The organism is Ruegeria sp. BHSB172, assembly GCF_059613165.1.
In genome coordinates, this window is the sequence record NZ_JBXWRZ010000006.1 from 68,135 (window position 1) to 92,102 (window position 23,968).

Below are 23,968 nucleotides of genomic sequence, written 5' to 3' on the forward strand. Positions count from 1 at the left end.
TGAGGGTTCCGGACTTCTCGGTGTCTCATCCCTTGGGCATTGTCAGGGTCAGGTTGCGCCCCTGCTTCTGATAACGAAGCTCGCTGTCACCGATCGCAACGACCTTGCCGCCGTCGATCCGGTCGCCGATCTTCAGCTTCTTGTACCGGCCGCTGGGCAGCCGGACCAGGGCGCGGCGGTTGGCCGGGGTGCCGTAGACCCCGATCAGGTTCAGTCGTCTGAGGTTGATCGCGTTGTCCATCGTCGCTTGCCGGGCAACCGATGCGGTGCTGGGGATCTTTGGCGCCACGGATTTTGGCTGGAACGACCCCGCGTCGTCATCCGATTCCTCCACCGCAGCGACCGAGCCCAGCGTGGCGCCGCCGGTCTTTTGCCGTTGGGCGGCCAGTGCGGCAACCGTCGATGGGCGCACCCGTGGGCGCGGGACCCGGACCACCGCCTGTGCGGTGGGGGTTTGATCTGTCTGCGCCCTGTCTTGGACGGACTTGGGGCGGGCTTTCGGGCGTATGCCGGCCAGTTCGGTCAATGACCGCCCCCCAAGCTGTTCCCGCTCGAACCTGTCGATCAGATCGGCCGGGCGCGTCTTGGGGCGAAGGCCGGCCAGCCGTTCGTCGGCCTGGGTGACCGTCGGGTCGGTTTCGAATCGAACGGGCACCGCCGGCGGCACCCGCGCTGGCCGTCCCAGATACACCATGACGCCGTCCTGGTTCAGCGTCCCCTCGGGGGTCGGCGTCACCAACCCGCGCGCGTCCAGCGCGAACCGCGTGCCCGGCGCCGCGGGAGCGCTGACCTGATCGACTGGTGCGTCGGATGCAAAACTCAGGACATCGGGCAGTGCAATCGCATCCTGTGACAGGTCGGTCGAGTCGATGGATGCAAGATAGAGTTGGTCCGGGTCCTCCAGTGGCGGTGTCGGCGGGGCCTCTGGCGCAACGATGGTCAGGCCGGTGACCTCTTGGAACACCTCCTGGCTTTCGGGGTCGCGCTGGACCTGTTCGACCGGCGATGGCGCGACCGTCAGCGCATCCAGAACGGCGGCGTCGATCGGGTCCGGCCCGGGTGTGGGTGCGTCCGGGGTTTCAACCGGCGCCGAGACCAGATCGGCCAGGGCCTCGGGGTCGGTTTCGGAAGGAACAGGCGGCAATTCAACGGGCGCGCGTTCGGGTCCCGTGGTCGCCGCCTGCTCGAGGGAAGGCGGAGCCGGCTCCTCAGGCGTGGTCACGGGCGCAGTGGTCCGAGGAACCTGATCTTCGGGTTGGTCCAGTACGGGGGCCTCGGCAACCACAGGCGCGGGGGGGGCAGGGCTCGGGGCAGGGGTGTCATCCGAGCGGTTCAGAATGCCAAATGCCACACCGGCCAGTACTGCAACGACGGCCACCGGCACCGCACGGCGCAGGCGACGGTCGTTCCACAAGGTGCGTGCCGAGTGTCCGTCCAAGGTGTTCTGCGGGCGAAACGTCGCCGCGCCGATCGGTTCAGCAACGGGGTGGACTGCGACCGAGGGCGCTGCGGCGGTCACTTCGACCGAGGGCGCCGGTGCCTGTTCCGGCTCGGTCGATTCCGTGCCCTGCGGGGGGGCAGGCACGTCGGTTGCAGTCGGCGTGGGTTCCGCCGTCGCATGGCCGGGTGCTTCGTCGAAACGAAACTCGAAGGATCCGGGCCAGGTTTCGCCCTGCGGAGGGGCCGCAATACACAGGGGTACGAACCCGTATTGAACGGTAAATCTTCGCGCCTCGTCCAGAGTTTCGCGGGCGATTGCGGCCACTTGCAGAACACCGTCCCGACGCTGAGAATCATGGAGCAGCTCGTTCGCCGCATAGGGCGTCGCCGCGGCCAGTTCGGCCTCGATCCGCGCGGTCGGATCGCCCAAACCGGCGTCATCGGCTGGAATCCCAAGATAGCGGACATGCTCGGCCGGGATCACGACGATGCAGCTTAGGTCGTTGGCCAGCGCAAAGGCCTGTTTGCGCAGTTCGGTCAGGTTTTCGGAAAAATCCGGATCGTCCAGCGTAACGGATCCGATCTCGAACCATTCGCCATCGGACTGGTGCAGAAGCGTGATGCCGTTTTCCGAAAGGGACAACGCGAAGGCGGGTATCATGATCCGAAGATGCCGTAATTGCCAGAACCAAAGCAAACGCCCATGCGTTCGCCCAACGAGGTTAAAGCAGGAACCCGCCGAGGGAAAGGCAAAGCCGGATTCTCCCCTTGCTCGGCAAGGGTCTGCCGGCCCATTGTCCGAGACAGGAAACCGGAGGGATCACTTTGAAGGCATTTGCTTTTTTGGCGGCAATGCTGGCGGCGACCGCGGCCGGCGCCGCCCATGCGGAAGAACGTCGCATCCGTGTGTCCGCGACCGGAACGGCCGAGGCCGCGCCCGACATGGCCACCATCATGCTGGGGGTCACGAACGAAGACAAGGCGGCCTCGACCGCAATGCGCGCGACCTCCGCCGCCGTCACGAAGGTTCTGGCCCGGCTGGACGACATGGGCATCGCGCCGCGTGACGTGCAGACGCGCGACCTGTCGGTAACGCCGGTCTGGAGCGGGCGGGGCTATTCGGGCGACGGCACCCCACGGATTACCGGCTTCGTGGCCTCGAACCGGGTGGTTGTGCGGGTGCGCGACTTGGGCGCGTTGGGCGCGATTCTGGATGGGGTCATGGAAGATGGTGCAAATGATTTCGGCAGCCTGAGCTTTGGCCTGCAGGAGCCCGAGCCGCTGGAGGCCGAAGCGCGGGCCGAGGCCGTGGCTGACGCGATCGAGAAAGCCCGGCAACTGGCGCAGGCCGCCGGCGTTACCCTGGGGCCGGTTCACTCGATCGACGAGCAGAGCGGCGGCCTGCGGCCGGTGATGCAGATGCGCGAGATGGCCATGGCCGATTCGGGCGGGGTCCCGGTCGCCGGTGGCGAGGTTTCGGTTTCGGTCACCGTGTCGATGGAGTTTGACATTTCCGAGTGACGTCAGCTTTCGCTGCGGGCCATCAGCGGTTCCCGTTGTTGGCCCGTGGCATCAAAATTCTCGGGTGACAACCAGGTTTCGAACGCCTGCCGGATGCGTGGCCAGTCCGTATCGATGATCGAAAACCACGCCGTGTCGCGGTTGCGCCCCTTGTAATGGGTGGCCTGCCGAAATTCGCCTTCGAAGACAAAACCCAGCCGTTCGGCGGCCCGGCGCGACGGGGCATTCAGCGCATCGCATTTCCATTCGTACCTGCGATAGCCCAACTCGTCGAACACGCGGCACATCATCAGGAACATCGTCTCGGTCGCGACCGGAGTACGCTGCATCAGCGGCGAGAAATGGATGTGTCCCACCTCGATCGCGCCGGCATTGCCGTCGATACGCAGGTAGGATGCCATCCCGACGGGCTGTCCGCCTTGGTCCAGAACCGTGTGGAACAGCGGATCGTCCGACGTGCAGGTTTGGGCCAGCCAGGCGGCGAACCCCGCTTGCGAGTCGAACGGGCCGTAGGGCAGGTAGGTCCAGTTGCGCCCGTCGGTATCGGCGGCAAACGCCCGGAACAGGCCGGGCGCATGCGCATTCGCATCAAAGGGCACCACGTGGCAAAACCGCCCCCGCATGGGCGCGCGCGGTGGGGCCGGGCGGGGGAACTCCCCCGCAACCGGCAGGCCCACGGGCTGGCCCAATGCGTTGATCCGGTGCCCCGGCATTTCGGACTAGGCGCAAGCCTTGGATAGCGCCTGATCGAGATCGGCGATCAGGTCATCGGCATCCTCGATCCCGATCGACACCCGCACCACGTTCGGCCCGGCACCGGCGGCCTCTTGCTGTTCGGGGGTCAGCTGCCGGTGCGTGGTCGAGGCCGAATGGATGATCAGCGACCGCGCATCGCCCAGGTTGGCGACGTGGCTGAAGATCTCGAGCGCGTTCACCAGCTTGACGCAGGCGTCATAGCCACCCTTGACCGCAAAGGTGAACAGGGCCCCTGCGCCCTTGGGGTAATATTTCTTGACCCGGTCGTGATAGGGCGACGAGGGCAAGCCCGCATAGGTCACATAGTCCACGCGGTCGTCTTTCTCGAGCCACGCGGCGATCTTTTCGGCGTTTTCGACATGGCGCTGCATGCGCAGGCTCAGCGTCTCGATCCCCATCAGCGTGTAATGCGCAGCCTGCGGGTTCATCGTCATGCCTAGGTCGCGCAGGCCCACGGCTATACCGTGGAAGGTGAAGGCCAGTGGGCCGAAAGTTTCGTGGAATTTGAGGCCGTGATAGGCGGGCTCCGGCGCGCTGAGCGAGGGAAACTTGTCGCTGGCGGACCAGTCGAACTTGCCCGAATCCACGATGCAGCCGCCGGTGACCGTGCCATTGCCGGTCAGGTACTTGGTGGTCGAATGCACGACCAGCGTGGCGCCATGCTCGATCGGGCGGCACAGATAGGGCGTGGCCGAGGTGTTGTCGACGATCAGCGGAATGCCGGCGGCGTCGGCCACGTCGGCCAGCGCACGGATGTCGGTGACATAGCCGCCCGGGTTTGCGATGGATTCGCAGAACACCGCGCGGGTGTTGTCATCGATGGCGGCCTTCACAGCATCCAGATCATCGGTATCAACGAACTTGGCCGACCAGCCAAAGCGCTTGATGGTCTGGCTGAACTGCGTGACCGTTCCACCATACAGCCGGGTCGAGGCGACCACGTTGCAACCCGGCCCCATCAGCGGGAACAGAGCCATGATCTGCGCCGCGTGACCCGAAGAACAGCACACTGCGCCAACGCCACCTTCCAGCGTCGCCACCCGCTCTTGCAGAACTGCCACCGTGGGGTTGGTCAGGCGCGAGTAGATATAGCCGACCTCTTGCAGGTTGAACAAAGCGGCCGCGTGATCGGCATCGCGGAACACATAGGCCGTGGTCTGATAGATCGGGGTCTGGCGCGCGCCAGTCGCCGGATCGGGGCGGGCGCCCGCGTGAATTTGCAGCGTATCAAAACCATAGGTGGGGCCGTCGGACATACGTCACTCTCCTGTTGGGTATATGCGTTGCAGAATCTCTAGGCGATTGCCGGGCCCGGCACAATGTCTGCGTCAGCGCAGCCACAGCCCCTTGTTCTTGATGACCTTGCGGATGGCCTGCTCGCGCTGGGGCAGGTTGTCCCGGTCGAACATGGCGCGGATCTTGGCGCCCTTGCCCTGATACACCAGCCGTTTCAGCGGATCGTAGTTCTTGAGCACCTTCTTGACCTTATTGGGCGCGGCAACAGTTTCCAGCACCTCGACCACCCGGTCGCTTTCGCGTGCGTAAAGCAGCGGGAACAGGCGATAGTGGCAGCTGACCGAGCCATCCAGCAGGCCCGCGGGCAGAACTTCGCGCCCGCCGCCAAGCGCGTGGATGACCAGCGGCAGCGCCGCTTGGTCCAGCCACGGGTCCAGGTTCTGGCCGGTCAGGGCGGGGATCTCGTCATCCCGGATGGTGCGCGCATAGTCCAGAAACCGCGTGCCGAATTGCCGGGGGCATTTGTAGAAGAAATAGCCCGCATTGAAATACAGATACCGCCGCCAGTATTCCGCCGGTTGGGTAGGGTCGATCGAGCTTTGGAAATCCAGCCCGAACCGGTCATAGAGCGCCCGCCAGATGCCATCGAACCCCGGCCCGTACAGGGTCGGCTTGGGCCAGGTGCCCTCGACCTTCTGCGACGCACCGGGCCGGTTGAAATCGAACGGCACGGCGGCCAGGTCGCCTGTAATCAGCGTGTCGGTGTCGAAGAACACGAACGGCTCACCCTCGGGCAGGGCGGCCAGCGCCTCGATCTTGTTGCCGTAGGGATAGCTTTCGCCGAACACCTCGGACGAAAAGGGCAGGATCTCGGCATCGAGCTGTTTCAGCGCCTTCAGAACATCCTCGTTGCGGATGCTTGGGTCCTGGCTCCAGCGCGGGCCGGGTTGCGGAACGCCTACGAACAGGCGGCCCGAATATCCGGGCGCGGAGTGGCGCAGTGAGGCGGCGAACAGGACGGCTTCGTATTGCAGGCGGTTGTTCTGCCCGATGATCAGGATGTTGAATTTCTGCCGGTCTACCTGCATCTGCGCCTTCCGTTCAGGGCGCTTGCCCGCCCCTTGCCGTTGGTTTCGACCTACAGCATCGCTGAACCTGCGTCAAAACCGTTGACGCCGCGTGTTTGAAATCGGGCCCGGCACGCCCATGTTGATGGAGGAGATCAGACAGGAGCGCGACATGCGGATCAATGCGGATTTCACCCAGCGGGTGGCGGTTCACTTCGACCAGACCGAGTGGGTGGCCTCGCCCGCCGCCGGGGTCGAGCGCAAGATGCTGGACCGGATCGGCGACGAGGTGGCGCGCGCCACCACCATCGTGCGCTTTGCGCCCGGCAGCGCTTTTGCCGCCCACACCCATGACGGGGGCGAGGAATACCTGGTTCTGGACGGCGTTTTTCAGGACGAGACCGGAGATTTCCCGGTGGGCAGCTATGTCCGCAACCCGCCGACCTCGTCGCATACGCCATCGGCTAGCCAAGGCGCGACGATCCTGGTCAAACTGCATCAATTCGACCCAAACGACCGCACCACCGTGCGCCGCTCGATCAACGGTGCGGACCAAGTGCCGCTGTTCAAGGACGACCACGAAACGGTTGAAGTGCGCAGTTGGCCGCCCGATCAGGTCGTGCCGATTGACGCGCCCGGCGGGGCTGAGGTCTTCGTGATCGACGGCGGCTTCACCGAACAAGGCGAGGAATTCGCGCGATGGGACTGGCTGCGTCTGCCGCCCGGAACGCGTACCGAATTGCGGCCAGGACCGGATGGCGCCCGCGTCTGGATGAAGTCGGGGCACCTGTCCGTCATGGTCTGAGGCCGGTTTCGCCTGAAAAACGGGCAAATGCCACCAAAAAACCGGGTCATTTGGCCTGGTTTTGCGTTTTTTGACCATTTGGCAAATTTTACCAATTGATAAAAATTTTGTTTGTGGCAAGCTGGTCTCAATAACAAACATATCTACAGGGAGTAGAGTGATGGCACAGGGCCAGATGGCACCCGGCATCGTTGCCGGGCGGCTTTCCAGCGATGAGCTGACCTCGAATTTCACCGATCTGCATCCGTCTCTGGCGCCGCACGAGGCTGCCGTGGCCGCCGATCGGTGTTATTTCTGCTATGACGCGCCGTGCGTGACGGCCTGTCCAACCGATATCGATATTCCGCTGTTCATTCGGCAGATTCAGGCCGGGCAACCGGAATCAGCGGCAAAGACGATCTTCGATCAGAACATCCTGGGCGGCATGTGCGCCCGTGTGTGCCCGACCGAAACGCTGTGCGAGGAAGCCTGCGTGCGCGAAACGGCCGAGGGCAAGCCGGTCGAGATCGGGCGCTTGCAGCGGTATGCGACCGATACGCTGATGCAGGCCGGTGTGCATCCGTTCACACGTGCGGCCCCCACCGGCAAGACCGTTGCCGTGATCGGGGCAGGGCCGGCGGGGCTGGCCTGTGCGCATCGGCTGGCGATGCTGGGCCACGACGTCGTGATCTTTGAGGCAAAGCCCAAGCCGGGCGGGCTGAACGAATACGGGATCGCCGCCTACAAGGCGACCAATGACTTTGCTCAGGCCGAGGTGGACTGGCTGCTGAAGATCGGCGGCATCAGCATCCGAACCGGCGAGGCGCTGGGCCAGACGGTCTCTCTGGACAGCCTGCGCAATGACTATGACGCGGTGTTCCTGTCGATCGGTCTGGCCGGTGTGAACGCGCTGCGGGCCCAGGGCGAAGACCTGCCGGGCGTGCGCGACGCGGTCGATTTCATCGCCGAGGTCCGCCAGGCCGCTGATTTGGCTCAGGTTCCGGTGGGTCGGAACGTAGTGGTGATCGGCGGCGGGATGACGGCGGTCGATGCCGCGGTCAAGTGCAAACTGCTGGGCGCCGAGAACGTGACCATCGCCTATCGGCGCGGGCGCGCGGCGATGAGCGCCAGTAAATACGAACAGGATCTGGCGGCCTCGAAGGGGGTGCGCATCCTATGCAATGTCCAGCCCGTCGCCATCCATGGCAACGGGGCAGCGGCCGAGATCGAATTGGAGTATACTGCCACCGTGGACGGCAAGCTGACCGGCACGGGCGATACCATCCGTCTGGCCGCCGATCAGGTGTTGAAGGCCATCGGCCAGACGCTGAACGGCGCGCCCGAGGGGCTGGTGCTCGACGGCAACAAGATCGCTGTCGATGCGGCTGGACGCACCTCGGTTCCGGGGGTCTGGGCCGGCGGAGACTGTGCTGCGGGTGGCGAGGATCTGACCGTGACCGCCGTAGCCGAGGGCCGCGATGCCGCTATGGACATTCACGCCAGCCTGAGCGCCTGAGCGAGGCGTCGGCGCGTGAATTTGTGTGACAAGACGAAGATGCATCTTCGCATCAGGGAGGCCGGATAAATGGCTGATTTGAAAACGAACTTTCTGGGCATCGAAAGCCCCAACCCCTATTGGCTGGCCTCGGCGCCGCCGACCGACAAGGAATACAACGTCCGCCGTGCCTTCGAGGCCGGATGGGGTGGCGTCGTGTGGAAAACGCTGGGCGCGGAAGGCCCGCCGGTGGTCAACGTGAACGGCCCCCGGTACGGGGCGATCTACGGGGCCGACCGGCGTCTGCTGGGCCTCAACAACATCGAACTGATCACCGACCGGCCGCTCGAGGTGAACCTCGAGGAGATGGCCCGCGTCAAGGCGGATTACCCGGATCGCGCACTGATCGCCTCGATCATGGTGCCGTGCGAGGAGGAGGCCTGGAAAGCCATCCTGCCGCGCGTCGCTGAAACCGGCGCCGACGGGATCGAACTGAACTTCGGCTGCCCGCACGGGATGAGCGAGCGCGGTATGGGCTCGGCCGTGGGGCAAGTGCCCGAATACATCGAAATGGTCACCCGCTGGTGCAAGAAATACTATGACCGCCCGGTGATCGTGAAGCTGACGCCCAACATCACCGACATTCGCAAGCCGGCGGCTGCGGCCAAGAATGGCGGGGCCGATGCGGTGTCGCTGATCAACACGATCAACTCGATCACCAGTGTCAATCTGGACACGTTCAGCCCCGAGCCCTCGATCGACGGCAAGGGCAGTCATGGCGGCTATTGCGGCCCTGCGGTCAAGCCCATCGCCCTGTCGATGGTCTCCGAGATCGCCCGCGCCGAGGCGACGCATGGCCTGCCGATCTCGGGCATCGGCGGGGTGACCACATGGCGCGACGCGGCCGAGTTCATGGCGTTGGGCTGCGGCACGGTCCAGGTATGCACGGCGGCGATGACCTATGGGTTCAAGATCATCGATGAACTGACGGCGGGCCTGTCGCAGTGGATGGACGAAAAGGGATACTCCAACGTATCGGAGATCGTCGGGCGGGCCGTCCCGAATGTGACCGACTGGCAATATCTGAACCTGAACTACGTTGCCAAGGCCAAGATCGATCAGGATCAGTGCATCAAGTGCGGCCGCTGCTACGCGGCCTGCGAGGACACCAGCCATCAGGCTATCTCCATGTCGCCCGACCGAGTGTTCGAGGTGATCGACGAGGAATGCGTTGCCTGCAACCTGTGCGTGGATGTCTGCCCGGTCGAGGGCTGCATTTCGATGGTGCCGATGGCGGCGGGCGAGGTCGATCCGCGCACCGGCAAGGTGGTTCAGCCGGACTATGCCAACTGGACAACCCACCCGAACAACCCGATGGCCAAAGCCGCCGAGTGATCGGCGTCAGATCACCAAAAGGGGCCGCGCTGCGGCCCTTTTTTCATGGGGTCAGCAGTTTTCGGTACAGGGTGTCGATGAAGGGCGCAGCCCCTTCGAACGGGTCTTCGTCGCCCAGGATCGCCCGTACCTGAACATCGAAATCCGCATAATGCTGGGTCAACGCCCAGATCGAAAAGATCAGGTGATGCGGGTGCAGGCGGGCGATTTTGCCCTGATCCATCCAATGCATCAGAACGGCCGCCTTCTGATCGACCAGCGCCTTCAGATCGTTCGACAGGGCGTCATGGATGCGAGGCGCGCCCTGCACCAGCTCGTTCGCAAACAGGCGGCTTTCGCGCGGCAACTCGCGGCTCATCTGCAGCTTGCGCTTGATGTACGAGAGGATCTCCTCCATCGGCTCGCCGTTTTCATCAAGGTCGTGCAGCGGCGCCAGCCAGGTTTCCAGAAGGCCGGACAGAAGCGCGGTGTGGATCGCCTCTTTTGACGGGAAATAATACAAAAGATTTGGCTTGCTCAGCCCGGCCTCGGCCGCGATCTGATCGACGGTCGCCCCGCGAAAGCCATGGGCCGAAAACACGTTCAGCGCAGCCTCGAGAATCGCGGCGCGGTTCTTTTTCTGAATTCGGGTCGGGGCGCGGTCTTTGGGCATGTATTCAGGGCGTCTCTTTTTCGAACAAGCAGGTGTTGAATATGCCGATTTTTGCATCGGCGCGATGCAATTTCTTGACTGATGTTGAACCCGTGATAGCGTGAGTTTGACCAGATGGTCAAATCAAGACACCAAAAGCGAGCTAAATCGCAAGCAACAGGGAAGACGAACATGGCAGCTCCGGCGCAGAATCTCAGGATTAATGGCGACAGGTTGTGGGACAGCCTGATGGAGATGGCCAAGATCGGTCCGGGCGTTGCCGGCGGCAACAACCGCCAGACCCTAACCGACGAAGATGCCGAAGGCCGCGCGCTGTTCCAGAAATGGTGCGAAGAAGCCGGGTGTACCATGGGCCTCGACCAGATGGGCAACATGTTCGCCATGCGCCCCGGCACGGACCCCGATGCGCTGCCGGTCTATGTAGGCTCGCACCTGGATACGCAGCCGACGGGCGGCAAGTATGACGGGGTGCTGGGGGTTCTGGGTGCGCTCGAGATCATCCGAACCCTGAACGATCTGGGCATCAAGACGAAACACCCGATCGTGGCCACCAACTGGACCAACGAAGAGGGCACCCGGTTCGCCCCCGCCATGCTGGCGTCGGGCGTGTTCGCGGGGATGCACACGCAGGATTGGGCCTATGACCGCGAGGATGCCGAAGGCAAGAAGTTCGGCGACGAGTTGCAGCGCATCGGCTGGCGCGGCGACGAAGAGGTCGGGGCCCGTAAGATGCATGCCTTCTTTGAACTGCATATCGAACAGGGCCCGATCCTCGAGGCAGAAGGCAAGGATATCGGCGTCGTCACCCATGGGCAGGGCCTCAGCTGGACCCAGGTGACCGTGACCGGCAAGGACGCGCATACCGGATCAACCCCGATGCCGATGCGCAAGAATGCCGGGCTGGCGATGGCGCGCATTCTCGAAAAGGTGGACGAGATCGCATGGTCGCATGCGCCTCATGCCGTGGGGGCTGCCGGGCATATCGACGTCTATCCGAACTCGCGTAACGTGATCCCGGGCAAGGTGGTGTTCACGGTCGATTTCCGCTCTCCCGAGTTGGACGTCATCAAGGATATGGAAAACCGTCTGCGTGTCGCCGCCGAGGACATCGTGGATGAGATGGGCCTGCAGGTCGAGTTCGAGAAGGTCGGCGGGTTTGACCCGGTGAAATTCGACGAGACCTGCGTCGCCGCCGTACGCAACGCGGCTGAGCGGCTGGGCTATTCGCACACCAACATCATTTCGGGCGCGGGGCACGATGCCTGCTGGATCAACCGCGTGGCGCCGACCGCGATGGTGATGTGCCCCTGCGTGGATGGCCTAAGCCACAACGAGGCAGAGGAAATCAGCAAGGAATGGGCAACCGCCGGGGCCGACGTCCTTTTCCACGCGGTCGTCGAAACCGCCGAGATCGTGGAGTAGCCTGGGCCGCGCGCCCCCAACCCGCAGGAAAATCAAGAGAGGCGCAACAGACGCGCTCGCAGGGAGTTGAACATGACCACAGTCATCAAGAACGGAACCGTCGTCACCGCGGATCTGACTTACAAGGCCGACGTCAAGATCGAAGGCGGCGTGATCACCGAGATCGGGCCGGATCTGAAGGGGGACGAGCAACTGGACGCGACCGGCTGTTACGTCATGCCCGGCGGGATTGACCCGCACACGCATCTGGAAATGCCGTTCATGGGGACCTATTCTAGCGATGATTTCGAAAGCGGCACCCGCGCGGCGCTGGCCGGCGGCACGACCATGGTGGTGGATTTCGCACTGCCGAACCCGGGCGAAAGCCTGCTGGATGCGCTCAAACGTTGGGACAACAAATCGACCCGCGCCAATTGCGACTATTCCTTCCACATGGCCGTGACATGGTGGGGCGAGCAGGTGTTCGATGACATGAAGACCGTCATCGAACAGCGCGGCATTAACACGTTCAAGCATTTCATGGCCTACAAAGGCGCCCTGATGGTCAATGACGACGAGCTGTTCGCCTCGTTCAAGCGGCTGGCCGAGCTGGGCGGGATCGCGATGGTCCATGCCGAGAACGGCGACGTGGTGGCCGAGTTGCAGGCCAAGCTGCTGGCCGAAGGCAATACCGGCCCCGAGGCCCATGCCTATTCGCGCCCGCCGCAGGTTGAGGGCGAGGCCACCAACCGCGCCATCATGATCGCCGACATGGCCGGGGTGCCGCTCTATGTGGTGCACACCTCGTGCGAAGAGGCGCATGAGGCCATCCGCCGTGCCCGGATGCAGGGCAAGCGCGTCTGGGGCGAGCCGCTGATCCAGCACCTGACGCTGGACGACAGCGAATATGCGCATCCCGATTGGGACCACGCCGCGCGCCGGGTGATGAGCCCGCCGTTCCGCAACAAACAGCACCAGGACAGCCTGTGGGCGGGGTTGCAGTCGGGCTCGCTGAGCGTGGTTGCCACCGATCACTGCGCCTTCACAACCGAGCAGAAGCGGTTTGGCGTGGGCGATTTCACCAAGATCCCGAACGGAACGGGCGGCCTTGAGGATCGGATGCCGATGCTATGGACCCACGGCGTGGCGACCGGGCGGCTAACGCCGAACGAATTTGTGGCCGTGACTTCAACAAATATCGCCAAAATATTGAATTGCTATCCGAAAAAAGGTGCCGTACTGGTGGGTGCAGATGCCGATCTGGTGGTGTGGGACCCGGACAAGACCAAGACCATCAGCGCGGCGACGCAGCAGTCGGCGATCGACTACAACGTGTTCGAGGGGCACGAGGTCAAGGGCTTGCCGCGCTTTACCCTAACCCGTGGACAGGTGGCGGTGCATGATGGCGAGATCCGAACGCAGGAAGGCCAAGGCAAATTCGTCGCGCGCGAGGCCAACACCACCGTGAACAAGGCGCTGAGCACCTGGAAAGAACTGACCGCCCCGCGCCCGATAGAGCGGTCGGGCATCCCGGCGACGGGGGTGTGATGCTCGAAGGTTGCCGACCGGGCAAAAAAGCCAAAACTTCAAGGCAGTAGGATGACATCTGAAAGCAATACCCGGCCCGTGATCGAGGCAAAGAACCTCGACCTGACCTTCCAAACCAATGACGGACCCGTGCACGCCCTCAAGGACGTGAACCTGGCCATCGACAAGGGCGAATTCGTCAGTTTCATCGGCCCTTCGGGCTGCGGCAAGACGACCTTTCTGCGCTGTGTCGCTGCACTGGAAACGCCTACGGGCGGCACACTGACCGTCAACGGCATGAGCCCGGACGAGGCCCGCCGGAACCGTGCCTATGGCTATGTGTTCCAGGCGGCGGGCCTGTACCCGTGGCGGACCATTGCCAAGAACATCAAACTGCCGCTCGAGATCATGGGATACTCGGCGCAGGAGCAGGAAGAACGTGTAAAGAGAGTTCTGGAACTTGTTGATCTTTCAGGGTTTGGTGGCAAGTTCCCCTGGCAGCTGTCGGGTGGGATGCAGCAACGGGCCAGCATCGCCCGGGCGCTGGCCTTCGACGCCGATATCCTGTTGATGGACGAGCCTTTCGGCGCGCTGGACGAGATCGTGCGCGATCACCTGAACGAACAGCTTTTGGCGCTGTGGGCGCGCACCGGCAAGACGATCGGCTTCGTCACCCACTCGATCCCTGAGGCGGTGTATCTGAGCACCAAGATCGTGGTCATGAGCCCGCGCCCCGGGCGGATCACCGATGTGATTGACAGCCCTCTGCCCAAGGAGCGGCCGCTGGACATCCGCGACACGCCCGAATTCATCGAGGTCGCGCACCGCGTGCGCGAAGGGCTGCGCGCCGGGCACGGGGACGATGTGTGATGGGCGGGGATGACATCAGACGCGCGACCGAGGCGGATGTGCCGGCCTGCGCAGCGGTGGTCTCCTTTTGGGTCCGCCAGACCGAGTGGATGACAGATGAACTGCCCCAACCGGAATTGGAGGCGCTGATCGCGCAGGCCTTCCCGGACCGTGAAATGTGGGTCGTCGGTGAACCCGTCGATTGCTACATGTCGGTCGATCCTGAGGCGCAGAAGGTCGGGGCGATGTATTGCCTGCGGACCGGGCAGGGCATCGGCAAGCGCCTGCTGGACCGGGCAAAACAGGGACGCAGCTTTCTGTGGCTGACGGCCCATCAACCGAATGCTGCAGCGCAACGGTTCTATCGCCGCGAGGGTTTTGTCGAGACCGGGACCGAGGCCGCAACGCCGCCCGAGACCGTCCCCGTGGTGCGGATGGAGTGGCACGCATGAAGCAGCTTGTCGCCGTTCTGACCGTTCTGCTGGCCATCGTCGTCATCTGGTACGCGGCCTGCATTCCGATGAACATCAAAGGCGTTCTGACCGAACAGGAACGGGCCGGGGCCGAAGTGGTTCCGCCCTCGGCCAAAGACCGCCGCGACATGGGGGAAATCGGCCTGGCGCTGCGCAACAGCTTTGCCATTCCGGCGACCTGGGCGCAGGATCGGCCGCGTCTGCCCGCGCCGCATCAGGTCGCGATCGAGCTGTGGGAGACCACGGTTCAGAAGAAGATCACCTCGAAACGGTCATTGGTCTATCACGGCTGGGTGACGCTCAGCGCGACGATTCTGGGCTTTGCCATCGGCACGGGGCTGGGCATCCTGCTGGCTGTGGGGATCGTGCACAGCCGGGTGATGGACCTGTCGGTCATGCCCTGGGCCATCGTCAGCCAGACCATCCCCATCATCGCGTTGGCGCCGATGATCATCGTGGTGCTGTATTCGATCGGCATTCAGGGGATCATACCCAAGGCGGTGATCTCGGCCTATCTGAGCTTTTTCCCGGTGGTCGTGGGCATGGTCAAGGGCCTGCGTAGCCCTGACGCGATGCAGTTGGACCTGCTGCGCACCTATAACGCCAGTAAGGGGCAGGTGTTCTGGAAACTGCGCCTGCCGGCCTCGATGCCCTATCTGTTCGCCTCGCTCAAGATCGGGATCGCCGCGTCGCTGGTGGGGGCCATCGTCGGCGAACTGCCGACCGGCGCCGTGGCGGGGCTGGGCGCGCGTCTGCTGGCCGGCAGCTATTACGGCCAGACGGTGCAGATCTGGTCGGCGCTGTTTGCCGCAGCCATTCTGGCGGCCTGTCTGGTGGGCCTGTTGGGCCTGATCGAGCGGGCGGTGTTGAAACGCATGGGGATGGCGCAATGATGATGGTCGGTTTTGCAATCCTTTTGTGGCTGGCCGGTTGGTGGCTGAACACCCGCTTGGCCAGCGGACCCTATGCCGACACGCGGGCGGTGCGCATTCTTGCGCCGCTGATCTTCGGCCTGACCGTCATCGGGATGTGGGAATTGCTGGTGCGCGGGCTCGAGGTGCCTCTGGTCATCCTGCCCGCGCCTTCGGTGATCTGGGAGCGGTTCTGGGACAGCCTGCCGATCTTGTGGGCCGATTTCGTGCAGACCATCATCAAGGGCGCGCTCAGCGGCTATGTCATCGGATGCGGCGCCGCCTTCCTGATGGCGATCGCCGTGGACCGGTGGGACTTCCTGCGCCTGGGCTTGCTGCCGGTGGGCAATTTCGTGGCCGCGCTGCCGATCGTGGGCACCGCGCCGATCCTCGTGATGTGGTTCGGGTTCGACTGGCATTCGAAGGCGGCCGTTGTGGTGGTGATGGTCTTTTTCCCGATGCTGGTAAACACGGTCGCCGGCCTGCGCGAGGCCACCGCCATGCAGCGCGACCTGATGGAGACCTATGCCGCAACCTATTGGCAAAGCTTTCTCAAGCTGCGCCTGCCCGCGGCCATGCCGTTCATTTTCAACGGGTTGAAAATTTCCACCACGCTGGCCCTGATCGGCGCTATCGTGGCAGAGTTCTTCGGCTCGCCCACTTTGGGCATGGGGTTCCGGATCTCGACCAGTGTCGGGCAATTGTCGCTGGACATGGTCTGGGCGGAAATCGTGGTCGCGGCGCTGGCCGGGACCGCCTTCTACGGTCTGGTCGCCATGATCGAGAAATTGGTGACCTTCTGGCACCCGTCACAACGCAGTTAAGCGGAACAACAATTCAACAGACCCCGAAAACGGGGCAGCACTAGCAACTAGGAGAAGATGAAGATGAACAAGCTACTGACCGGGGCCATAGCCGCCCTAGGATTCGCCGCAAGTTCGGCCTTTGCCGCAGACGAGGTGACGCTTCAATTGAAATGGGTCACCCAGGCCCAGTTCGCGGGCTACTACGTCGCCAAGGACAAGGGCTTTTACGAAGAAGAGGGGCTGGACGTCACCATCCTGCCCGGCGGTCCCGACATCGCGCCCACGCAAGTGATCGCGGGCGGTGGCGCTGACGTCACCGTGGAATGGATGCCCGCCGCGCTGGCTGCGCGCGAAAAGGGCCTGCCGCTGGTCAACATCGCGCAGCCCTTCAAAAGCTCTGGCATGATGCTGACCTGCTGGAAGGACGCGGGCATTTCCTCGCCCGAGGATCTCAAGAACCGCACGCTGGGCGTCTGGTTTTTCGGCAATGAATTCCCGTTCATGAGCTGGATGAGCCAGCTAGGTATCGACACCAGCGGCAAGAGCGAAAACGGCGTCGAGGTTTTGAAGCAGGGCTTCAACGTCGATCCGCTGCTGCAGCGTCAGGCCGACTGCATCAGCACCATGACCTACAACGAATACTGGCAGGTCATCGACGCGGGCGTCAGCCCCGACGAGCTGGTAACTTTCAAGTATGAAGACCAGGGCGTGGCCACGCTGGAAGATGGCTTGTACGTGCTTGAAGACAACCTCAGCGATCCGGCCTTCGTCGACAAGATGGAACGCTTCGTGCGCGCTTCGATGAAAGGCTGGAAATACGCCGAGGAGAACCCAGACGAGGCCGCCGAAATCGTGCTGGAAAACGACGCGACAGGTGCCCAGACCGAAGAGCACCAGAAGCGCATGATGGGGGAGATCGCCAAGCTGACCGCAGGCTCGAACGGTGCGCTGGACCCGGCCGATTTCGAGCGCACGGTGAGCACCTTGCTGGCCGGCGGCTCGGACCCGGTGATCACCAAAAAGCCCGAAGGCGCCTGGACCCACCAGATAACGGATGCGGCTTTGAACTGATCCACCGAATGCTCAGGATGAAAACGCGGCCCTCGATTGGGCCGCGTTTGTCGTTGTGAATGTCGGATTTCTGTGGGGCCGAAGCGCAAATTGCGCTAGTATTATCCTGTAATTCCCCGAGTTTCCTACGAAACTCAGACTAAGTTGGAGAAAGTGCAAGATTTTGCATCAGAATTCAGCCACGCGGCGCAGCTTGTCCTGACAGGAGACCCCGACCTGTGGGCGATCGTGGTCTTGTCTCTGCAGGTCTCGGTGTGTGCGGTGCTGATTTCGGCCGGGATCGGGATGCCGGTCGGGGCCGCTCTGGCCGTGGCGCGGTTTCCCGGGCGGCGGGCGCTGATCATCCTGATGAACGCATTGATGGGGTTCCCGCCCGTCGTCGTCGGCCTTCTGGTCTATCTGATGCTCTCTCGGTCCGGCCCGCTGGGCGTGCTCGAGCTTTTGTACACGCCGACCGCCATGATCATTGCCCAGACCGTGCTGGTCACGCCGATCATCGCGGCGCTGACGCGGCAGGTTGTGGAATTGCTGGCCGAGGAATATTCGGAACAGCTGCGGTCGCTGGGGGTGTCGCGGCTGGCCTCGGTACCGGTGCTGCTGTGGGATGCGCGGCTGGCCCTGGTTACCGCCCTTCTAGCCGGGTTCGGCCGGGCCATCGCCGAGGTCGGCGCGGTGATCATCGTCGGCGGCAACATCAATCACGTGACACGGGTGATGACAACGACGATCGCGCTCGAGACCTCGAAGGGCAACCTGGCCCTGGCGCTGGCGCTTGGTGCGATCCTGATCGGGATTGCAGTGGCCGTGAATGCCATGGTCAGCGCCCTGACCCTGCGGGCCGAGCAGGAGGGGCTGCGCCATGCGTGACCTAATGCCAGACACGCCGAACCGGCTGGAAATTTCGGGCCTTGCCATCGAACGCAAGGGGCGGGTCCTGCTGGATGTTCCCCAGCTGTCGCTGGACGGGCCCGGGCCGACGCTGATCCTGGGGCCGAACGGTGCCGGCAAAAGCCTGCTTTTGCGCTGTCTGCATGGGCTGATCCGTGCCGACAGGGGCCGGGTCCTGCAGGATGGTCTGGACCTGAACGCCGATCACAAGGCCCGGCAGGCCATGGTGTTCCAGCAGCCGGTGCTGCTGCGCCGGTCGGTTGCGGCCAATCTAGACTTCGTTCTGAAACGCAAGCGGCTGGGCCGTGCTGCGCGCAAGGGGCGGATTGCTAACCTGCTGGCCGAAGGTGGGCTGGACAGCAAGGCCCGGCAATCGGCGCGGTCTCTGTCGGGCGGCGAGGCGCAGCGTCTGGCTATCCTGCGCGCGCTGGCGCTGGACCCCGAGACGCTGTTTCTGGACGAGCCCACCAGCGCACTGGACCCCACCGCCACGCAGGCGATCGAGGCGATGATCCTGCGCGCTTCGGCGCGCGGGGTGCGGATCGTGATGGTCACGCATGACGTCGGGCAGGCCCGGCGTCTGGCGGCGGACATCGTGATGATGCAAGGCGGGCGCGTCGTCGAACACGGCACCGCCAGACAGGTGCTTGAGGCGCCGGAATGCCAAGCCTCGCGCCAGTATTTGGCAGGCTGGTTGGTCACATAACAAAAATCGGAGGCAATCCATGTTTCGCGCAGTACTCACAAGCGCCCTGGTCCTGTTCGGACTTGTCGCCAACCCGGCGACGGCCGAGGAGGCGTTCATCATTGTGCAGTCAACGACCTCGACGCAGAACTCGGGCCTGCTGGACTTCATTCTTCCGGGCTTCGAGGCCGAAACCGGAATCGAGGTGCGCGTAGTGGCCGTGGGAACGGGGCAGGCGATCCGCAATGCCAAGAACGGCGACGGCGACGTTTTGCTGGTTCATGCCAAACCGGCCGAGGAGGCGTTCGTGGCCGAGGGCTGGGGCATCGAGCGCCGCGACGTGATGTACAACGATTTCGTCATCGTCGGGCCCAAGTCCGACCCGGCGCGCATCAAGGGAATGACCGATGCCGCCGCCGCCCTGGTCGCCATCGCGAATGCCAGGTCGACCTTCGCCTCGCGCGCGGATGACAGCGGTACCCATCAGGCCGAGATGCGCCTGTGGCAAGCCTCCGGCCTCGACCCGACCGCTGACTCGGGCACTTGGTACCGCGAGACCGGCTCGGGCATGGGCGCCACGCTGAATCTGGCGGCGGGGATGGGGGCCTATGCGCTGACCGACCGGGCGACATGGCTGACCTTCGGCAACAAGGGCGATCTTGCGGTTCTGGTCGAGGGCGATCCGGGCCTGTTCAATCAATATGGCGTGATCCTCGTGAACCCGGAAAAACACCCCGGCGTTCGCGCCGCCGCGGGCCAGAGGTTCATCGACTGGCTCACCGGACCGCATGGTCAGGCGGCCATTGCGTCCTATCGGTTGGGGGGCGAACAGCTGTTCTTTCCCAACGCCAGGTGACCGGCCCTCAGCCGCTGGCGCCATTGTGGCGGATCGCGCCCAAGTCGGTCAGGTCATAGCCGCCCATCTCGGCCGCGCGGGCGGCAAACCCGTCCGAGTGCAGAAAGGACAGCAGCTTCTGCAAGGGCGGTTCGAAATACGCCCTACGCCAGATCGCCAGATCCAGACGTTCGGAGTGGGTCGGCACGAAGCCCAGCCCATAAAGACTGGCCAGAGCCCCCAGCCCGAACCCGGCCTCGGCCTTGCCGTCGTGTAGGGCGATGGCCAGTTCCTCTTCGGTGCGGGCGCAATTGGGCAAGGTGTCCAGGTCGTCGCGGCTCAGGTCGTGTTCGGCCAAGTGTCGGTCGAACAGATGTTGGCTGGCGGCGCTGTCCTGCCGCAGCAGAACGCGGCGGCCCTTCAGGTCGACAAACTCGCCGATGCCTTGCGTTCCGGGCGACAACAGCAGGCCGCGCTGGCGATGGGCGATCTGGACCAGAACCACGGGCGCTTCGCCCAGCGTGTCGCGCAGCGCGCCGGTGTTGAACCCGTCAGGCTCGTGGATATGCAGAACCGCGGCCTGCGCCTTGCGGTCGGCCAGCCGCCGCAGCCCGTCAAACGATCCGTCGTAGTAGGTAGCCAGCCCCGAGCCGCTTTCGCGCAGCGCCCAGTCCAGCAGCGGATCGTGGCTGCCGGCCACGATCGGGGGCAGGGGCGGTTCAGCCGTCTGCGGGCCCGAGCGCGACGCATTCAGCCAAGCCAGCACCTCGGCCCGTGGAAACAGCAGCTTGCCCATAGCCCGCACGCAGGGCACCTCGCCCGATGCGGCCAGATCATAGGCCTTGCGCTCGCCGATTCGCAGCAGGTCGGCCAACTCGCGCGTGGTCAGGAAGTCGGGCATTCACTCCAGCCGCACGGCCGCGCCGCGTTCGGCCGAGGACAGGCCCATCTGGGTCAGCAAGAATGGGGCGGCGACCGTCACGACGGCCATCGTGGCAACAGCGGCAAGAAAGGCTTTCATCTGGTCCTCCTGGTTAGTCCGCGGGCGCCGTGGCGCCGCGCAGGAATTCGATCAGGTCGGCGCGGTCCTGCGCCTGCGCAATCCTCTGCATCGGCATTTTCGACCCCGGAATGTAGTGGTCCGGTCCCTGATCGAAAAGAGCGTTTATCGTCTGTTCAGTCCAAATGATATCAGACCCTTGCAGCGTTTCCGAGTAGGTGTACCCGGGCAGTGTCCCGGCCCGCCGCCCGAACACGCCATGCAGGTTCGGCCCGGCCCGGCGCTGATCGTCCGGCGTCAGGCTGTGGCAGATCGAGCATTTCCGGGCGAACTGCCGTTCTCCGTTTTGCATGTCGTCGGGGTCCTTCAGGAAACTCGGCTCTTGGCCGACCATTCGTTCCTGCGACCCCAGCGCGGCCACCGGCCAGCTATACATGGCCTGATCCAGCCCGCCTGCGTGCAGGTTTTCACCATCGGGCGAAAAGGCCAGTGCCCAGACCGGGCCGCGCAGCGTTGCGCGGAAATCCTGCGCGATCCGCCAATCTTGCGTGTCAATGACCATGATGTAGCCCTCGCCGTCGCCCACCGCCAGCAGCGACCGATCCGGGCTGAGGGCGAGCGCAAGGATCGGGCGACGGTCCAGCGTGAAATCGCGCTCGGCCCCGGTGGTAAGGTCAAGAATGCGGGTCACGCCATCGACCGCGCCATAGGCGATCCAACCGTCTTGCGCGTTCAGGACCAATTCGTTGATGCCGAAACCATGCTCGACCAGCCGTGCGGTTTCGGTTCCTGTCGTGACGTCCCAGACCCGCAGGCTGCCGTCGACCCCAGCGGAGTACAGCGTCCGCCCGTCCGGCGCGAAGGCCACCGCATTGACTCCGCTGCCCGTTGGACCCAGCGACTTGGCCGCACCGCCCTCGGTTGGCCAAAGACCGATGGTCCCGTCCCAACTGGCAGTCGCCACGAGGGTCTTTGAGGCAGCGAGTCCGACGACCTTGCCCTTGTGCTGACCTACGACCTGTCCACCGGGCCAACGGCGCAGAGTAAAGTCGTCGCCGGCCGAATAGATCGCGGTGCCGTTGAAAACCACTGCGTTCACGGCAGCCTCGTGACCCTCGAGCCAGTCCGGCTGCTGTCCGGACCACAGGCCCACGGAATTGTCGAAACTGGCGGTGGCAATGCGCCCGTCCGGGGCCGTGGCGATGTCCATGATCGGTCCGCCATGGCCCTTGAGCGTGTAGAAATCCGCCGCCAGCGGCAGCGGCAGCAGGGCCAGCGCCAGAGCCAGCCCGCGCATCTATTCGGCAGGCGAGGCCGCGCCGTCGCTGGCCTCCTGTGCCTTTACCTCTTCCAGCCACAGCGAATGGTGCTCGCGCGCCCATTGCTCTTCGACCTCGCCGGTACCCATGGCGTCAAACGCGCCTTCCATGCCGACCGAGCCGAGGTAGATATGCGCCAGTATGATGGCGATGAAGGCATAGGCGACCATGACGTGCCAGACCTGGGCATATTGCATTTCTTCCTGCGGAGACATTTGCGTGGGCAGGTCCAGTCCCAGCAACTGCGGCAACCCGGTCGCGTTGGCGATTGAAAACGTCTTAGCGAACATCGGCAGTTCGAACGGGAACAGCAGCGACAGGCCCGACAGGCTGATCGAGACGCCCATCAGGATGCACAGCCAGAAAATGATCTTTTGACCGGCGTTGAACTTCTTGGCCGGGGGGTGGCTGCCTTTGGTGAACAATCCGCCGCCGGCCGCCAGCCATTTCAGGTCGGTCCGGTTGGGGATGTTGTGGGCGATCCAGTTCACGGTGATGATGATCAATCCCAGCATGAAGGCCCAGGCCAGATTGTTGTGCAGCCACTTGCAGCCTTGCGCGATGGTGGCGAACCCTTCTTTGCCGAACAGCGGGATCAGGAAATCGCGGCCGTACAGCGACAGCAGGCCGGTTAATCCAAGGATCAGGAACGAGCCGGCAAACAGCCAGTGCCCGAACCTTTCAAATCCTGAAAACCGGGTGACCGTGCGGCCCGTTTTCTCACCATCGATGCGGATGCGGCCGCGGATCAGGAAAAACAACAGCAGAACGACCAGCATCCCGCCCAGAATATAGGTTCCGTACTCGCGCAGCGGACCGGTGCGGAAAGTCCACCACCACATGCCGCCGTCCTGGATCAGCACGCCGGCAGCAGGCCCCTTGGTCGACACGGTGACATCGGCCGAGCCATAGCGGATGGCGCGATACACATCGCTGTCCGAGGCGACGCCGCGCGTGCCCAACTGACCCAACAGCCCTTCGGCATTGCCTTGCCCGGTATTCTGCGCGCGATAGCTGTTGTCGACCTTCTCGCCGCGTTGCCGGGCCAGAATATCCTCGAGTGTCGTGGCGCCACCGGTCTGCGCGCGCGGGGCAGCGGCTGGTTCGTCTGTGCCGGTCGTGTCTTGTGCAAGCGCGCCGTGCGCGATCCCAAGTGTCAACGTCAAAGCCAGAAAAATGCGCAGCATCGGAACCTCGGTATTAATCCATAATCGGGTGACCCACCGGGGCGGGTCACCCGTGTTGTCAGGCTGAGGTCTCAGCCGTCCTTCTGGTCGTAGGCCGTGCCCCAACCCCAAGCGCCCGAGCCGAACCCGCGCGCCACGACGCGTTCGCGGTAGATGGCCGAGACCACGTCACCGTCACCGGCGAGCAGGGCCTTGGTCGAACACATCTCGGCGCAGATGGGCAGTTTGCCCTCGGCGATCCGGTTGCGGCCGTATTTGGCGAACTCTGCGGTCGAGTGCGTTTCCTCGGGGCCGCCGGCGCAGAAGGTACATTTGTCCATCTTGCCGCGCGATCCGAAGTTGCCCGCCTGCGGGTATTGCGGCGCGCCGAACGGGCACGCATAGAAGCAATAGCCGCAGCCGATGCACAGGTCCTTGGAATGCAGGACGACGCCTTCTTCGTTCTGATAGAAGCAGTCGACCGGGCACACCGCCATGCAAGGCGCATCCGAACAATGCATACAGGCGACCGAGATCGAACGCTCACCCGGTTTGCCGTCATTGATCGTCACCACCCGGCGGCGGTTGATGCCCCACGGGACCTCGTGTTCGTTCTTGCACGCGGTCACGCAAGCGTTGCACTCGATGCAGCGTTCAGCGTCGCAGAGAAACTTTGCTCTAGCCATTATCG

Annotated in this window: 23 protein-coding genes; 14 read left to right on the top strand and 9 right to left on the bottom strand. The window is 63.9% G+C overall.

What is annotated here, in order from left to right; all coding sequences use genetic code 11:
* Nucleotides 1-25: 25 nt before the first annotated feature.
* Complete coding sequence (locus AC2FM3_RS05255; RefSeq protein ID WP_496679644.1) at nt 26-2,101, bottom strand: hypothetical protein; 2,076 nt, start codon at nt 2,099-2,101, stop codon at nt 26-28.
* A 191-nt stretch (nt 2,102-2,292) separates the two neighbouring features.
* Between AC2FM3_RS05255 and AC2FM3_RS05260 the strand changes: the two genes are divergently transcribed.
* A complete protein-coding gene (locus tag AC2FM3_RS05260) occupies nt 2,293-2,961 on the top strand; it encodes an SIMPL domain-containing protein (RefSeq protein WP_496679647.1) in 669 nt (222 codons plus the stop codon).
* A 2-nt stretch (nt 2,962-2,963) separates the two neighbouring features.
* On the opposite strand, the gene AC2FM3_RS05265 is transcribed toward AC2FM3_RS05260, so the two are convergent.
* The 3 genes from AC2FM3_RS05265 to AC2FM3_RS05275 all read right to left on the bottom strand — a co-directional run bounded on the left by AC2FM3_RS05265 (nt 2,964) and on the right by AC2FM3_RS05275 (nt 6,041).
* Nucleotides 2,964-3,674: a GNAT family N-acetyltransferase gene (locus AC2FM3_RS05265; RefSeq protein WP_496679649.1), complete on the bottom strand. Its 711-nt coding sequence runs from the start codon at nt 3,672-3,674 to the stop codon at nt 2,964-2,966.
* A 6-nt stretch (nt 3,675-3,680) separates the two neighbouring features.
* Nucleotides 3,681-4,973, bottom strand: coding sequence for an O-acetylhomoserine aminocarboxypropyltransferase/cysteine synthase family protein (locus AC2FM3_RS05270; RefSeq protein ID WP_496679651.1), 1,293 nt, complete (start codon nt 4,971-4,973; stop codon nt 3,681-3,683).
* Nucleotides 4,974-5,045: 72 nt separating this feature from the next.
* Nucleotides 5,046-6,041 carry a GT-B fold glycosyltransferase domain-containing protein gene (locus tag AC2FM3_RS05275; RefSeq protein ID WP_496679653.1) on the bottom strand — a complete coding sequence of 332 codons (996 nt, stop codon included), beginning with the start codon at nt 6,039-6,041 and terminating at the stop codon, nt 5,046-5,048.
* A 151-nt stretch (nt 6,042-6,192) separates the two neighbouring features.
* Here AC2FM3_RS05275 and AC2FM3_RS05280 point away from each other — a divergent pair, with 151 nt between their 5' ends.
* The 3 genes from AC2FM3_RS05280 to preA all read left to right on the top strand — a co-directional run bounded on the left by AC2FM3_RS05280 (nt 6,193) and on the right by preA (nt 9,694).
* Nucleotides 6,193-6,825, top strand: coding sequence for a cupin domain-containing protein (locus tag AC2FM3_RS05280; protein ID WP_496679749.1), 633 nt, complete (start codon nt 6,193-6,195; stop codon nt 6,823-6,825).
* A 160-nt stretch (nt 6,826-6,985) separates the two neighbouring features.
* Entirely contained in the window at nt 6,986-8,320 is a 1,335-nt protein-coding gene (locus tag AC2FM3_RS05285; RefSeq protein WP_496679654.1) for an NAD(P)-dependent oxidoreductase, read from the top strand.
* A gap of 69 nt (nt 8,321-8,389) precedes the next feature.
* Entirely contained in the window at nt 8,390-9,694 is a 1,305-nt protein-coding gene (gene preA, locus AC2FM3_RS05290; protein ID WP_496679655.1) for an NAD-dependent dihydropyrimidine dehydrogenase subunit PreA, read from the top strand.
* A 43-nt stretch (nt 9,695-9,737) separates the two neighbouring features.
* Here preA and AC2FM3_RS05295 read toward each other — a convergent pair whose 3' ends face one another.
* Nucleotides 9,738-10,346, bottom strand: coding sequence for a TetR family transcriptional regulator C-terminal domain-containing protein (locus AC2FM3_RS05295; protein ID WP_496679658.1), 609 nt, complete (start codon nt 10,344-10,346; stop codon nt 9,738-9,740).
* Nucleotides 10,347-10,517: 171 nt separating this feature from the next.
* Between AC2FM3_RS05295 and AC2FM3_RS05300 the strand changes: the two genes are divergently transcribed.
* From AC2FM3_RS05300 to AC2FM3_RS05345, 10 genes are all read left to right on the top strand, one after another.
* Nucleotides 10,518-11,768, top strand: coding sequence for a Zn-dependent hydrolase (locus AC2FM3_RS05300; RefSeq protein WP_170538339.1), 1,251 nt, complete (start codon nt 10,518-10,520; stop codon nt 11,766-11,768).
* A gap of 72 nt (nt 11,769-11,840) precedes the next feature.
* Nucleotides 11,841-13,295 (top strand): dihydropyrimidinase, encoded by a 1,455-nt coding sequence (gene hydA / locus AC2FM3_RS05305; protein ID WP_496679661.1) that lies wholly within the window; start codon nt 11,841-11,843, stop codon nt 13,293-13,295.
* Nucleotides 13,296-13,346: 51 nt separating this feature from the next.
* Nucleotides 13,347-14,144 (top strand): ABC transporter ATP-binding protein, encoded by a 798-nt coding sequence (locus tag AC2FM3_RS05310; RefSeq protein WP_496679663.1) that lies wholly within the window; start codon nt 13,347-13,349, stop codon nt 14,142-14,144.
* Nucleotides 14,144-14,575, top strand: a complete 432-nt coding sequence (locus AC2FM3_RS05315; RefSeq protein WP_496679664.1) for a GNAT family N-acetyltransferase — start codon at nt 14,144-14,146, stop codon at nt 14,573-14,575. The genes AC2FM3_RS05310 and AC2FM3_RS05315 overlap by 1 nt, the downstream gene beginning before the upstream one ends.
* Entirely contained in the window at nt 14,572-15,489 is a 918-nt protein-coding gene (locus AC2FM3_RS05320; protein WP_496679666.1) for an ABC transporter permease, read from the top strand. Before AC2FM3_RS05315 ends, AC2FM3_RS05320 begins: the two co-directional genes overlap by 4 nt.
* Nucleotides 15,486-16,331 carry an ABC transporter permease gene (locus tag AC2FM3_RS05325; protein ID WP_496679668.1) on the top strand — a complete coding sequence of 282 codons (846 nt, stop codon included), beginning with the start codon at nt 15,486-15,488 and terminating at the stop codon, nt 16,329-16,331. Before AC2FM3_RS05320 ends, AC2FM3_RS05325 begins: the two co-directional genes overlap by 4 nt.
* A 63-nt stretch (nt 16,332-16,394) precedes the next feature.
* The gene (locus AC2FM3_RS05330) at nt 16,395-17,384 is read left to right on the top strand and encodes an ABC transporter substrate-binding protein (RefSeq protein WP_496679669.1); all 990 of its coding nucleotides are present in this window, start codon (nt 16,395-16,397) and stop codon (nt 17,382-17,384) included.
* Between the two features lie 153 nt (nt 17,385-17,537).
* On the top strand, nt 17,538-18,251 hold the full coding sequence (locus AC2FM3_RS05335; RefSeq protein WP_496679670.1) for an ABC transporter permease: 714 nt from the start codon (nt 17,538-17,540) through the stop codon (nt 18,249-18,251).
* Nucleotides 18,244-18,978: an ATP-binding cassette domain-containing protein gene (locus AC2FM3_RS05340; protein ID WP_496679672.1), complete on the top strand. Its 735-nt coding sequence runs from the start codon at nt 18,244-18,246 to the stop codon at nt 18,976-18,978. Before AC2FM3_RS05335 ends, AC2FM3_RS05340 begins: the two co-directional genes overlap by 8 nt.
* Before the next feature lie 19 nt (nt 18,979-18,997).
* Entirely contained in the window at nt 18,998-19,813 is an 816-nt protein-coding gene (locus AC2FM3_RS05345) for an ABC transporter substrate-binding protein (protein WP_496679675.1), read from the top strand.
* 7 nt (nt 19,814-19,820) lie between these two features.
* Here the strand turns inward: AC2FM3_RS05345 and AC2FM3_RS05350 are convergent, their stop codons facing one another.
* The 4 genes from AC2FM3_RS05350 to fdh3B form a co-directional block, all read right to left on the bottom strand.
* Complete coding sequence (locus AC2FM3_RS05350; protein ID WP_496679677.1) at nt 19,821-20,693, bottom strand: substrate-binding domain-containing protein; 873 nt, start codon at nt 20,691-20,693, stop codon at nt 19,821-19,823.
* A gap of 133 nt (nt 20,694-20,826) precedes the next feature.
* Nucleotides 20,827-22,089, bottom strand: a complete 1,263-nt coding sequence (locus tag AC2FM3_RS05355; RefSeq protein ID WP_496679678.1) for a c-type cytochrome — start codon at nt 22,087-22,089, stop codon at nt 20,827-20,829.
* Nucleotides 22,090-23,298, bottom strand: a complete 1,209-nt coding sequence (locus tag AC2FM3_RS05360; protein WP_496679679.1) for a formate dehydrogenase subunit gamma — start codon at nt 23,296-23,298, stop codon at nt 22,090-22,092. It abuts the gene before it with no gap.
* Nucleotides 23,299-23,369: 71 nt separating this feature from the next.
* Nucleotides 23,370-23,963, bottom strand: coding sequence for a formate dehydrogenase FDH3 subunit beta (fdh3B, locus tag AC2FM3_RS05365; RefSeq protein ID WP_005983764.1), 594 nt, complete (start codon nt 23,961-23,963; stop codon nt 23,370-23,372).
* Nucleotides 23,964-23,968: the final 5 nt, after the last annotated feature.

Coding starts and splice junctions, on each gene's coding strand:
- AC2FM3_RS05300 (WP_170538339.1), top strand. CDS start 10,518: ATGGCAGCTCCGGCGCAGAATCTCAGGATTAATGGCGACAGGTTGTGG.
- preA (WP_496679655.1), top strand. CDS start 8,390: ATGGCTGATTTGAAAACGAACTTTCTGGGCATCGAAAGCCCCAACCCC.
- AC2FM3_RS05315 (WP_496679664.1), top strand. CDS start 14,144: ATGGGCGGGGATGACATCAGACGCGCGACCGAGGCGGATGTGCCGGCC.
- AC2FM3_RS05360 (WP_496679679.1), bottom strand. CDS start 23,298: ATGCTGCGCATTTTTCTGGCTTTGACGTTGACACTTGGGATCGCGCAC.
- hydA (WP_496679661.1), top strand. CDS start 11,841: ATGACCACAGTCATCAAGAACGGAACCGTCGTCACCGCGGATCTGACT.
- AC2FM3_RS05330 (WP_496679669.1), top strand. CDS start 16,395: ATGAACAAGCTACTGACCGGGGCCATAGCCGCCCTAGGATTCGCCGCA.
- AC2FM3_RS05265 (WP_496679649.1), bottom strand. CDS start 3,674: ATGCCGGGGCACCGGATCAACGCATTGGGCCAGCCCGTGGGCCTGCCG.
- AC2FM3_RS05285 (WP_496679654.1), top strand. CDS start 6,986: ATGGCACAGGGCCAGATGGCACCCGGCATCGTTGCCGGGCGGCTTTCC.
- AC2FM3_RS05320 (WP_496679666.1), top strand. CDS start 14,572: ATGAAGCAGCTTGTCGCCGTTCTGACCGTTCTGCTGGCCATCGTCGTC.
- AC2FM3_RS05340 (WP_496679672.1), top strand. CDS start 18,244: ATGCGTGACCTAATGCCAGACACGCCGAACCGGCTGGAAATTTCGGGC.
- AC2FM3_RS05310 (WP_496679663.1), top strand. CDS start 13,347: ATGACATCTGAAAGCAATACCCGGCCCGTGATCGAGGCAAAGAACCTC.
- AC2FM3_RS05345 (WP_496679675.1), top strand. CDS start 18,998: ATGTTTCGCGCAGTACTCACAAGCGCCCTGGTCCTGTTCGGACTTGTC.
- AC2FM3_RS05325 (WP_496679668.1), top strand. CDS start 15,486: ATGATGATGGTCGGTTTTGCAATCCTTTTGTGGCTGGCCGGTTGGTGG.
- AC2FM3_RS05295 (WP_496679658.1), bottom strand. CDS start 10,346: ATGCCCAAAGACCGCGCCCCGACCCGAATTCAGAAAAAGAACCGCGCC.
- AC2FM3_RS05270 (WP_496679651.1), bottom strand. CDS start 4,973: ATGTCCGACGGCCCCACCTATGGTTTTGATACGCTGCAAATTCACGCG.
- AC2FM3_RS05350 (WP_496679677.1), bottom strand. CDS start 20,693: ATGCCCGACTTCCTGACCACGCGCGAGTTGGCCGACCTGCTGCGAATC.
- AC2FM3_RS05260 (WP_496679647.1), top strand. CDS start 2,293: ATGCTGGCGGCGACCGCGGCCGGCGCCGCCCATGCGGAAGAACGTCGC.
- AC2FM3_RS05255 (WP_496679644.1), bottom strand. CDS start 2,101: ATGATACCCGCCTTCGCGTTGTCCCTTTCGGAAAACGGCATCACGCTT.
- AC2FM3_RS05275 (WP_496679653.1), bottom strand. CDS start 6,041: ATGCAGGTAGACCGGCAGAAATTCAACATCCTGATCATCGGGCAGAAC.
- AC2FM3_RS05355 (WP_496679678.1), bottom strand. CDS start 22,089: ATGCGCGGGCTGGCTCTGGCGCTGGCCCTGCTGCCGCTGCCGCTGGCG.
- AC2FM3_RS05280 (WP_496679749.1), top strand. CDS start 6,193: ATGCGGATCAATGCGGATTTCACCCAGCGGGTGGCGGTTCACTTCGAC.
- fdh3B (WP_005983764.1), bottom strand. CDS start 23,963: ATGGCTAGAGCAAAGTTTCTCTGCGACGCTGAACGCTGCATCGAGTGC.